Annotated in this window: 10 protein-coding genes; 1 reads left to right on the top strand and 9 read right to left on the bottom strand. The window is 42.7% G+C overall.

Annotated elements, in window-relative coordinates; all coding sequences use genetic code 11:
- Window positions 1–20: 20 nt before the first annotated feature.
- On the bottom strand, window positions 21–1,790 hold the full coding sequence (locus EG2_RS09060; RefSeq protein WP_060814439.1) for an ABC transporter ATP-binding protein: 1,770 nt from the start codon (window positions 1,788–1,790) through the stop codon (window positions 21–23).
- A gap of 2 nt (window positions 1,791–1,792) precedes the next feature.
- Window positions 1,793–3,502, bottom strand: a complete 1,710-nt coding sequence (locus EG2_RS09055) for an ABC transporter ATP-binding protein (RefSeq protein ID WP_060814438.1) — start codon at window positions 3,500–3,502, stop codon at window positions 1,793–1,795.
- Between the two features lie 116 nt (window positions 3,503–3,618).
- On the opposite strand from EG2_RS09055, the gene EG2_RS09050 reads away from it, so the two are divergent.
- On the top strand, window positions 3,619–4,275 hold the full coding sequence (locus EG2_RS09050) for a TetR/AcrR family transcriptional regulator C-terminal domain-containing protein (protein WP_060814437.1): 657 nt from the start codon (window positions 3,619–3,621) through the stop codon (window positions 4,273–4,275).
- A gap of 86 nt (window positions 4,276–4,361) precedes the next feature.
- Here the strand turns inward: EG2_RS09050 and EG2_RS09045 are convergent, their stop codons facing one another.
- From EG2_RS09045 to EG2_RS09015, 7 genes are all read right to left on the bottom strand, one after another.
- A complete protein-coding gene (locus EG2_RS09045) occupies window positions 4,362–4,745 on the bottom strand; it encodes an MmcQ/YjbR family DNA-binding protein (protein ID WP_060814436.1) in 384 nt (127 codons plus the stop codon).
- Between the two features lie 140 nt (window positions 4,746–4,885).
- Window positions 4,886–5,497: an aggregation-promoting factor gene (gene apf, locus EG2_RS09040; protein WP_060814435.1), complete on the bottom strand. Its 612-nt coding sequence runs from the start codon at window positions 5,495–5,497 to the stop codon at window positions 4,886–4,888.
- 383 nt (window positions 5,498–5,880) lie between these two features.
- Entirely contained in the window at window positions 5,881–7,170 is a 1,290-nt protein-coding gene (locus tag EG2_RS09035; RefSeq protein ID WP_172461439.1) for a uracil-xanthine permease family protein, read from the bottom strand.
- 46 nt (window positions 7,171–7,216) lie between these two features.
- A complete protein-coding gene (gene guaD, locus EG2_RS09030) occupies window positions 7,217–8,575 on the bottom strand; it encodes a guanine deaminase (RefSeq protein ID WP_060814433.1) in 1,359 nt (452 codons plus the stop codon).
- A 204-nt stretch (window positions 8,576–8,779) separates the two neighbouring features.
- The gene (gene arcC, locus EG2_RS09025; protein WP_060814432.1) at window positions 8,780–9,709 is read right to left on the bottom strand and encodes a carbamate kinase; all 930 of its coding nucleotides are present in this window, start codon (window positions 9,707–9,709) and stop codon (window positions 8,780–8,782) included.
- A gap of 10 nt (window positions 9,710–9,719) precedes the next feature.
- The gene (gene aguA, locus EG2_RS09020; protein WP_060814431.1) at window positions 9,720–10,817 is read right to left on the bottom strand and encodes an agmatine deiminase; all 1,098 of its coding nucleotides are present in this window, start codon (window positions 10,815–10,817) and stop codon (window positions 9,720–9,722) included.
- Window positions 10,771–12,189, bottom strand: a complete 1,419-nt coding sequence (locus EG2_RS09015; protein ID WP_060814430.1) for an APC family permease — start codon at window positions 12,187–12,189, stop codon at window positions 10,771–10,773. The genes aguA and EG2_RS09015 overlap by 47 nt, the downstream gene beginning before the upstream one ends.
- Window positions 12,190–12,212 lie beyond the last annotated feature (23 nt).

Raw genomic sequence — 12,212 nt, 5'->3', positions numbered from 1 at the left:
GGTTTAAACTCGTCAGCTAACTATTCAAAAACAAATTGATTGTGGTAAAGTTCGGCATAAAACCCGTTTTCTGTCAGTAATTCTTGATGGCTTCCTTCTTCGATGACTTGCCCCTCTCGCAAGACAACGATTCGATCGGCATTCAAAATCGTCTTTAGACGATGGGCGATCACAAAACTAGTCCGCCCTTTGATGGCTTCATCCATTGCTTGCTGGATCTTCGCTTCCGTCACCGTATCAACATTACTGGTGGCTTCATCCAAAATCAGTAGGGATGGATTGGTCAAAATCGTGCGAGCGATACTCATCAACTGCTTTTGCCCGGTACTGAATAGATTGTTTTCTTCCGTGATCGGTGTATCATACCCTTGTTCTAACGTCATGATAAATTCATGGATGTTGGCCTGTTTTGCTGCTGCAATAATCGCTTTCTCGCTGGCATCCGGCTTACCAAAAGCAATATTTTCCCGAATCGTCCCAGAAAACAGTACCGAATCTTGCAACACGATTCCCACATGCTCCCGCAATGCATCTAAATCTAGCTGTCGAATGTCCTGACCATCAAATGTTACTGAGCCATTCGTCACATCATAGAAGCGATTCAAAAGATTCATGATGGTTGTCTTTCCGGAGCCAGTTGGTCCTACCAATGCCACCATTTCACCCTTTTTGACATGGATGGTCACATCTTTAAGGATCAAACGATCACTATCATAACCGAAATCAACATGATTCAATGCCACTTCTTGTTTGATACCAGTGATTTTTTCACCATTTGCCGGTTTTTCTTCATCCGGTTCATCAAACATCTCATTCAAACGGCGGGCGCCAGTGATTGCCAATTGTATCATGCTATAACCAGAAGAAATCTGCATCAGCGGTTGATAGTATTGTTGAGAATATTGAACGAAAGTTACCACAAGACCTAAAGCAACTGAACGTTCCAAATCCCCATTCAATGCTAACCAACCACCAAAGAAAATCACGATCGCTGTATTGACCAGCGACATTCCTTGCATCATTGGGAAAAGCAATCCGGAGTAAACTTGTCCTTTGTAAGTGGCTTCCCGAACACTTTGGTTGTGCTGCAAAAATCCATCAATCGTTTCTTCTTGAAGACCGTTGGTGATGATGATCCGTTGGCCACTGATTTTTTCATCAATGTACCCGTTTAGTTTTCCTACTTCATCTTGCTGCAGATCGACATATTTGCGAGCTTTTTGGATCACAATGACTGCAATCAGGATGGCAATTGGTGTAGACGCAATCGTCGCCCAAGCTAATGTGACATTTTGTCGGAACATCATGATTAAAATCCCAATCATCAATACCACATTGGTCAATACTTGCAACAATGCTTGATTCAAGCTGTTTTGAATGTTATCCAAATCGCTGGTAAAACGACTCAAAATTTCACCATCTTGATGGGAATCAAAAAATTTGATCGTCAATTTTTCCAATTTATTGAATAACCCGATTCGCATCCGATTGGTGGATTTCCCCACCACTTGCGTGAACAAGATACTATAAATAAAGTTTGCTCCACTTGCCAATACGTAAAACAGCAATAACTTCCAGATGACAGATACGAATTTTGACTTGTCATCTACGCCTTGCATCAAGCCACCAACATAATTTGCTAATTCCTGAAAGGCTTGCCCCACATAGACCGGTGCTTGGACTTGCAGATAAGTGGCTGCAATCACGGTAATGAAAATGAAAAAGAAAGAGAGTTTGTATCGTTTTAAATAGTGATAAAAAAACTTGCTTGCTTTGATCAAATCCGTCATGGTTATTCAGCTCCTTTCTGAGTCTCAAAAATTTCCTGATAAATTGGATTGTTGGCAGCTAACTCTTTATGGGTACCTACTCCAACCAGACGACCTTTATCCAACACCAGAATACGGTCCGCATTCACAACAGAAGCAATTTTCTGTGCAATGATGATCGTGGTAGTAGCTTGCAGTTCTTTTTCAAAGGCTTCACGAACCAGTTTTTCCGAACGAGCATCCAATGCACTCGTACTATCATCTAAAATCAAGATTTTCGGTTCCCCGATGACACCTCGTGAAATAGACAGCCGTTGCTTTTGACCACCAGAAAAATTACTGCTACGTTCCGCTACAGGTGCTTCAAAACGGTTCGTCAATTTTTGAATGAATTCACTTGCCTGCGCGATTTCTGTTGCATGGGTCATTTCAGAGACAGTGGCGTTCTTTTTGCCGTGGCGCAGATTTTGGGCAATGGTTCCGGAGAAAAGAATCGCTTTTTGTAGAACAAAGGAAACGGTTTGACGTAAACTTTGCTCATTTACTTCTCGTAAATCGACGCCTCCAACTCGCACGGTTCCTTCCGTTGGATCAAACAATCGCGGAATCAATTGAGCTAATGTCGATTTCCCTGCACCAGTTGCCCCGACGATTCCAATCATTTCACCAGGAGCGATCGAAAAACTGATGTCGGTCAAAGCATTTTTCTCATCCCCAGGATAACGGAAAGAAACGTGCTCGAATGCCACACTGCCTGCTAATTCTTGCTGTGGAACATCTTTGTAGGACAAGTCTGGTTCGGTAGCCAGAATTTCTTTCAATCGTTTGAGAGAAACTGCTGCCCGAGAAGTCATCATCATCATCATGCCGCCGATAATGATCGCCATCATGATCTGCATCAAATAATTCATGAAAGAAGCGATTCCCCCGATCAATGTCGGATCGTCTTTTGCAAGGTCGCTGACAAAGAAGATTGCGCCTACGACTGCTAAGTTGGCTGCCAGCATAAAGGACGGAATCATCACAGAAAATAGCGTACCAACGATGATGTTGTGTTTTGTTAGCTCGTCGCTGACTTTCGTGAAACTGTTCAATTGATTTTTTTCTTGAACAAATGATTTCACCACACGAATCCCTAAAAGATTTTCTTTTGCTGCACTATTGATTTTGTCGATCAAATTTTGAATGATCATGAAATGTTTGCCCATCTGTGTAAAAGAAAGACCAGTAATGATCACTACCGCAACGATCAATGCGACGATTACCCACCAAAGTTGAGGCATCGTGGTCATGGCTAAGATAAAGGCACCAATAAATAAGAAAGGAATCCGAAACAATGACTGCAAGGAGATCATCACTAAATTTTGAATTTGGGTGATGTCATTGGTCAGTCGAACCACCAGATTTCCTGCTGAGAATTTCTCAATATTACCAAACGAGAAAGTTTGGATTTTACGAAAGGCTTCTTCACGAATATCCGCACTGACTCCTTGCGCTACTTTGGCAGAGAAAATAGTATTGATGACCCCAGCCACCAGCCCAAACACGGCTAGACCGATCAATTGGACCCCAATCGATTTCATTTCATTGTCGTCTTCTTTAATGATTGCTTCCAATACTTGTTGTAGCAGCTTCGGCTGCCATAACGTAGCCAGTACCATGACAGCTACAGAAACCAGCGCAATGAAGACAGCGCCTTTGTATTTCTTTACATGGCGTAAAACAAGATCCATCTTAAAACACACTCCTTTACAGTTTGACAGGCATTATTTAACACTGTAAAATAAAGCCGGACAATAATTTACCATTTTTAGAAAAATGTTGCAAGCGAACAAAGGATGATTTTTTTATGGAACAAAAGTTATCAAAAGAATCAATTATTCATGCGGCTTTTGCCTACCTAAAGGAAACACCTGACCTTTCTCAGTTAACCATGCGCAAATTGGCAAAAGTACTTTCTGTTCAAGCACCGGCATTGTATTGGTATTTCACGAACAAACAAGAGCTGTTGCAAGGGATGGCTGAAATGATGGAAAATGATCTGCCGGATGTCCCTGCGGGTAGCTGGCAAGAACAGTTGCAAACCTTTATGGCCAATTACTACGATCTCTATCTCCAATATCCCTGTGGTGCAGAACTAGAGATTCATACGATTCCTTCCTATCCTAGCCGACTGCTGCATTTAGAGCAAATGATCACTATATTGATCGAAGCCGGCTTCACTCCTGCCCAAAGCAGTCAAACCGTTCAGGCATTGCATCATCTCTTATTGGGACACTTACTCGATCGTCAACAAGAAGAACAATTACGAGCAAAAATTGTAACTGGCGATGAAAAATTGCGGGCACATGTCTCTGCTATGCGCAGCTATGTTGTTGAGAATCATTTAAATGGGATGGCAGAAGGCATCCAACAGCGCAAACAAATCGACGAACGTCAAGTTTTTCTGGAGAGTATCGCGATTTATCTGGCTGGTTTACACAAGCGAAACACCTCTCTAAAATAAAAAAACACCAACAAACCTCACTAGGTTTCCTTAAATCGCTTTCCGATTTCGAGGCACGAGGTTCGTTGGTGTTTTTGTTGCGTTTTTTAAAGCGTTGTTAGTTCTTCTTTTTGTTTTTTCGTCAATTTCTGATAAACCAGTTCATAAGAGGTCAAAATCAACTGTTCAATTTGTTCGTCTGTTACCTCATCCGCTGCTAGACGAATAGAATTCCAGTGGGTTTTATTGGCATAATATCCGGGAATAATCGCCTCAGGGTATTGTTCACGTAATTCTTCATTGACTTCCGGTTTATTTTTCAACGTGATGATCGCATCATCATTCGCTTCAGGACTCATCATACCAAACTGTTTGCCGATTAGACCAAAATAAATCGTCCCCCAATCCTCACGATAGGCCACATTAGCACCTGCCAATGACTGACCGTAACTTTTCAGGCGATCGATGCGTTGTTGGATATGATTATTCATTGTCATCCCTCCGGTTTGAAACTGATTTTTTCTTTAGTGTACCATATCTTAGAGGGTTTCTTTCATAAGCAAACTGTTGATTTAGATAAAAAAACAGACCCGCTAAGCGAGTCTGTGATACGTATGAATGTTTGGCTTGATTAATACCAACCGTTGGCTTCCCAGAATGCTTTTGCTGCAGACCATGAACCATAACGTGAAGCAACATAATTATCGGCTACTTTTTCTTGATTGGCCGCTGAATAGTCCCCATTCAAGTAAGAGTTAGTCAACTGATAGCGTCCATAGTATTGGCCATTTGTTGCTGTATAAGAACCGCCAGATTCTTTGTTCGCGATCCATTCTTTAGCTGAAGCTTCTGAGCCTGTTGCTGCAGAACTGCTTGATGCAGATGAGCTCGGGCTTGTTTGTTGGCTGCTAGCAGGTTGTGAAGCTGGTTGTGAAGCTGGTTCTTCATAAGTAACTGATGATTCTGCAGCTGCTGAAGAACGTTCATTTGTATAGCTGGCATCATCTGTTGGTAAGACCAGTGTTTCACCAACATAGATCAAGTTTTTGTTCGTAATGCCGTTTGCTTCAGCAATTTTATCAACGGCTTCTGAGGTGCCAAAATAGTTATAGGCAATCGTAGATAGTGTATCCCCAGATTGCACCGTGTATTCTTCATCAGCAAACGCATCTTGTCCACCTAGAAACACACCCAGACCTGCAAGGACAGCTGTACTAAGCAAAACAGTTTTCAATGACTTCATAAAATAATTCTCCTCATCTTGTAGCGTTTATAGTCTGTCGCAGGAGAAATCTCCAACGCATAGACTAGTCTAACACCGGAGAATATTTCATAGGTGAAAATCTCGTTACAGATGATTACGAATGCGTCGAGATCCTTACGTTTCGTAAGCGGCGCGTAATTCCTTTCGAATCAACAACTATTATCAACTTAAAAATATAAATTAGTTATTTTATTTCAATAAAAGTGAATCCCCTCTTTTTTATTTGTGAATTGTTACAAATTGGATGAATTTACACACAGTCGTAACAAAAAAAGCTGCAGCTGAACAGCGTGTTTCCATGAATGCTTGTTGCATCGATTGGAAGCAGGCGTTCACTTGCTGCAGCATCTTTCGCTGACACTTTATCTAACCGTTTTTTTCACTGGAATCAACTTATTCATCACAATAGCAGCAATCGCACTTAATGCAATCGGTGAATCCAATAAGTATTGTAGAAATTGCGGCGTTTCTTGTTTGATCTCAGCCGGCATGAACAAAAGACCGATCGCTAAGATTAGCGGAACACCAATAATATAGAGTTCACGTTCAGAAAACTCTTCATTCTTGATCACTCGAAAGCCGCTAAGTAAAATGATCACACAGACAACTGCGAAGACACCACCGATTACCGCTGAAGGTACGGCATGGATCAATGCTGATAACTTGCCGACAAATGACAAGAGGATGAACCAGCAGGAAGCCATTACAAAGACTTTTTTACTGGCAACTCCGGTAATGGAAATGATACCGGCATTTGTTGAATACCCCGTCACTGGTGTCGTCCCTACTAAAGCAGCCACCAGACAACCGATTCCTTCACCAATGACACCTTTATTGATTTGTTCATCGGTCACAGCTTCCTCAGTGACAGAGCTGACTGCATACCAAGTTCCTGTTGTTTCTGCTAGTAATACCATATAAATCACCAGCATCGTCAAAATAGCTGAAACATCAAAATGAAGACCATAATTGACGAAAATAAGTTTGGGCAAACTGAAAAATGAAGCATCTGCAACAGACTGGAAGTCTACGCCGCCCATAAACCAAGCAATCAGCGTCCCGATCATTAAGGCAATAATCACCGAGCTAATCCGGAAATATTTACCTAAACGAGGGAAGTAATCACCTAGCATCGAGAATAAAATCAAAATCGCTGCTGTCACTGCAGCCAAAAACATGTTCTGATTAGCCGATAATGTCTCAGTAGCTGGATAAATGTTGCTGGTAAAAGCTGTAGGCAACAATGTCAGTCCTACGATCATGATAATCGTGCCACTGACGATCGTGGGAATAAAGTTGCGGACAATATACTTATAGATCCCTGTCATCCCTAAAAGAATAACAGCCAATGCCCCGACAATACTAGCTCCTAAGACAGTATCCATACCTTGCGCTCCAAAATAGATACCAATGATTGCTCCTACTGGTACAAAAGACGGTCCTTGACAGACGGGCAATTTCAAGAAAAAGAGAACTTGGATCAGCGAAGCAATCCCAGCACCTAAAAAGGTGGATTGGATCAGTCCGGCTGCATCCGACGAGCTCATGGCAACAGCAGTTGCAATAATAAAGGGTGGGACATACACATCCATTGCCAACACGTGTTGTAAGCCAAGAACAATGGCTTGTCCTAAAGGTATATCTTCATTCATTCCGATCGTTAAACGATTACTTCTGGTTTCCACAGTATCAATCTCCTCATTTTTCATGTACTTTTTTTCCTTGCACCCAGACCTGACGAATGTTTTCAGCCGTTGCTAGATACAAAATCTTTTGTAATTGTTCTTTCGGTTGGTTCAATACACCAAAAGCTGGCAATGGATTCCCAGAATAACAAGTATCGATCACTTGAAGGTCGCAAGCGTAGCCTTCCTTGATAAGACCAATCGGTAGTCGTAGCGCTTCGCCTCCTCCTTTTGTTGCCAATGAAAAAGCGTCGATGACTGAGATACGCGCATTTGCAACACCTCGGTTCGTTTGGGGCAATGTAACATCCACACCATCTTCTAACATGCGAGAAGACATAACAGCTTGCTTGATATTGTCATACAGGCTTGGAGAAAAGCCGCCGGAGATATCTGTGCCTAGTCCAATCGTTACGCCTTGTTCTTTAAGCCGTTTGATAGGGATCACACCATTGGCAAAGTACGCATTGGAAATCGGGCAGTGGGCAACAGCAGTCCCTGTTTCCACAAAGATCTCACCATCTTTTTCATCGATAAAATTACAATGAGCCATCACAGCTTTTTCTCCCAGTAAGCCAAAATCCCGCAAGACTTCTGTGTCGGTTTTACCAAATCGTTCCAAGACGTGATCGTGTTCCCATTGACCTTCACTGCAGTGGGATTGTATATGGACATCGTATTTTTGTGCGAGTTGTCCTAACCCAGCCAGACCTTCATCCGTGCAGCTTGGGACGAATCGTGGTGTCACTACTGGATAGACCCCTTGATGTGTCGTTTTTGCCAACTTTTGGACTTCTTTAATGAAGGTTTCGGTCTCTGCTAGTGCCGTAGCAGTTGAGGCATCTCGATAAAAATCAGGGTTCGCGTCGAAATCATCCATGACTACTTTCCCCACTAACCCTCGTTGACCCTTCTCAGCACAAATCTTGGCTAATTGTAAACTTGCTTCCAAATGCACGGTCGCAAAATAAAGAACCGTCGTTGTTCCTCGAGCCAGTAGTTGCGCAACTAAATCTTGGTACACTTCTGAAGCAAAACTTGCGTCCGCGTATTTTGCTTCCAACGGGAAGGTACACTCATCTAGCCATACATTCAACGGCTCATCCAATGCAACCCCTGCTTGCGGCCATTGGGGTGCATGAACGTGCAAGTCGACAAATCCCGGCAAAAAATACTGTCCCTTCTGCAATTCAACTAGCGTTCCTTGCTTGGCAACTGCCAGCATTTCTGGATAGTCTGATTGTTCTGTTGTGACGACTCTTTCGATCATCCCTTCAGCATCCACGCAAATGAGGACATCCTCTAAGTATTCCAGCACGCCATCTGTGGGTGTATGAAATACAGAACCTTTAAAATATTTTGTTATTGACATAAGTTTTCTCCTTTAACAAACTGCCTCAAACTGCTGCTTTGACATTAGCAATTTTCATTAAAATAAGCATCAATGGTTTTATTTTACATTCATTCGGAATTTTTTCAATAAAAACCGTACATTAATCCCAACAAAAAGAATCTAATGTTCGTTTTTAAGGCAAAAAAAGACATTTGGTGTGTTCACCAAATGTCTTTCCTTCACTTAAAGTTGAATTGTCGTACCACTCTTGCCAGCTAAAGTTTCCGCCGCTTTTTCCAATGAAGCGATCACTGCTTGTCGCCCATCCTTGGAAGCAGCAAATGCGATCGCTGCTTCCACTTTTGGCAACATACTACCAGGTGCAAATTGATTTTGGTCAATGTACGCTTGCATTTCAGCGACAGTGACTGTTGTCAATCCTCGTTGATCAGGTTGACCATAGTTGACAAAGACTTGGTCAACAGCGGTTAAGATAATGAAGATATCCGCATCGATCAGCGCCGCCATCTTGGCTGCAGCAAAGTCTTTGTCAATCACCGCGTCAACTCCTTTGTAGCGAGTGCCTTCATAAACCACTGGTATGCCGCCTCCGCCACATGCAATCACCACTTGACCTGCATCTACTAATGTTTTTAGACTGATTTTTTCATAAATGTCCACGGGTTTTGGAGAAGGAACGACCCGACGCCAGCCTCGGCCTGCATCTTCTATATAAGTGTCGCCGCTTTCAGTCATTAATTGCTGAGCCTTAGCTTCACTATAGTAACCACCGATTGGTTTCGTTGGATTCGTAAAAGCTGGATCAGCTGGATCGACCACCACTTGTGTCAACATGGAAACGACCGGAATATTTTCCAACCCGCGAGCAACAAGCTCTTCATCAATCGCTTGTTGCAAATGGTAACCGATGTACCCTTGACTCATAGCTGTGCATTCAGGAAATGGCATAACGTCTTCTTGCGTTTTGCTGGTTTCCTCAAATGCTAAGCGAATTTTGCCAACTTGAGGACCATTCCCGTGAGCAATCACCACGTGATGGCCGTCACTGATCAGATCAGCAATCGATTTTGCTGCCACTTGGGCTTTAGTCAATTGTTCGTGCGCAGAGTCGCCTAAAGCATTTCCACCTAATGCGATGACAATTTTTGACATAAGTCTCCTCCTATCTTTGCGGTTGTTGTTGCGTGATACAGTGAATATTCCCACCACCGTATACGATCTCAACCGTATTTACCCCGACAACTTCTTTTTCTGGGAAGATTTCTGCAATTTCCTCAAGTGCCAGCGCATCATTTTTATCTCCATACTGAGGAACGATCACACCGTTGTTTGTAATCAGAAAGTTCATATAAGAAGCAATACAAATGTCGCCATCTTCTCGCGGCATCGTTCCTTCTACGTAATCGATCTTGAAATCCCCATTGATCGTGACATTTTCTACTGGGCAACAAAGCTTATGAACTTTTAATTTGCGGCCTTTGGCATCGGTCATTTCATTCAAACGCTTGTATGCAGCTTGAGCCGCTTCATAAAATGGGCTGCTTGTATCTTCAGTATAGATACAAGCCACTTCTCCGGGACGAACAAAACATGCTACATCATCCACATGTCCATTGGTTTCTTCCGGATCGATTCCGTCACCTAACCAAAGTACCTTCTCACAGTTCAAGTAGTCACATAATTTTTGTTCGATTTCTGCTTTTGTCATATGGGGATTTCGACCTTCACTCAACAAACACATCTCCGTCGTTAACACAGTGCCTTCTCCATCGACATGGAAGGACCCCCCTTCTAAAATAAACCCCTCCGTCCGATAAGAATCCACATGCTCGATCTCACAGATCTTTTGAGCAACTAAATCATCTTGATCCCAAGGAAAATACAAGCCATCGACTAATCCACCCCAAGCATTAAATCCCCAGTCATTGCCTCGTAATTCGCCTTTGTCGTTGATGACAAAGCTAGGACCACAGTCACGAATCCATGCATCGTTATTGGACATTTCATAGACAGTGATGTCTGCAGGCAATTGACGACGGCAGTTTTGATATTGTTGTTGCGACACGACCACATTCATTGGCGTAAATTTGCTGATTGCTTTTGCGACTTCAGCAAATGCTTCTTGAGCTGGTTTGCCCCCATCACGCCAGTTATCCGGGCGCTCTGGCCAAATCATCCATACTTTCTCTTGTGGTTCAAACTCTCCGGGCATTCTAAACCCGTCTTGTTTCGGTGTGGTCTTTTCGATTCGTTTTGCCATGATACAGCACTCCTTCTTTTTTGATTTTTTTGATCCAGATAATGGCTTCACCAACGAGGGCAAATACAATTGCTCCAATCGTGATTGGTAATTGCTGACTCAGTGATTCAGCATCAAATTGCAAAGGAATCGCTGTAAAAATCAATGAGATCACGATCATGATCATCGGTAGTGCGACTAATACCTTCAAGAACAAGTCGCTGCCGCTCACTTTGAAAGGTCGAGGTGTTTCTGGATCGATTTTGCGCAATTTATAAAACGCAGGAAACACAGGTACATACGATAGTAGGAACATTACTAGGTTCAGTGAGAAAAATGCCCAGAATAAATCTTGATTTGGTAAAATTGGTGCGATGACGACGACGATAGAAGCAACGATGCCATTCATAATTGCCGCACCAGTAGGCATGCCATTTTTTTTGCTGCGTTTGGCAAATACTTTCGGCATATCGCCATTTTCGGCCGCATAGCAAGCAGTATTATTGACCCCTAACGACCAAGAAATCATGTTGCCAAACAATGTCAGCAAGAACAAAAAGGCCATCGAAATAATGAACCAGCCGCCTGTTGATCCTGTCAATAATTTAAAACTATCCATCAATCCACTGCCGGTACTGATTTGATCCGTAGGAATCGCTACACCGATCCCGAATGCAGAAAAAATGTAAATGGCGGCAATCACCAGTCCGCCGGCAATGATCGATTGAGGAATTTGCTTCTTAGGATTTTCCATGTCACTTGCAAATGTACAAATCACTTCAAATCCTAATAAGTTAAAAATGATTACCGAAATAAAGGACAAACTATTCAAATTGAAACTTGGCAGCATCGAAGAAAGAGTGAACTCATTCGCTACCCCTTTAGTAAGGGCAGTATAAAGACCCAAGCCACCGATCAAGATTGCCAACAGCATTTTGATAACAGCTGCTCCATTCAAGATCCATACGCTGTCACTGACCGGATAAAAGCTGATCCAAACGATGATCCATATAAAGATCAGTTCGATCACGATAGCAGACGCCGTTGAAAATTCGCTGCCTGTGATAGTCGTCAATAAATCAGGACAGACTACCGCTAGAGAAGCTAACCATAGTGGATAATTGATCCAATAGTACCAAGAAACGCGAGATCCCCAGCGATGGCCGAAGGCTTGTGTCACCCAATCATAGATGCCGCCATCACCGATATAAGTTGTTCCTAACTCTGATGAGATCAATCCGTAGGGCAAAAGGAAGGCAATCAATAGAAAGATCCACCAAAAAAACTGTGAATTCCCGATTGCTGCTACCGGCGCAGCCGCTTCTGCCACAAATACAACACAAATAACAGATAAGATGGCACTCATCAAACTAAATTTTTTCTTTTCTCCCATTGTTTTCTTCCTTTCTGGTACAA

This window comes from Enterococcus gallinarum NBRC 100675, assembly GCF_001544275.1.
GTDB lineage: Bacteria > Bacillota > Bacilli > Lactobacillales > Enterococcaceae > Enterococcus_D > Enterococcus_D gallinarum.
Note: the sequence above shows the minus strand (reverse complement) of the source record. Positions and strands in the feature narration are given on the sequence as shown.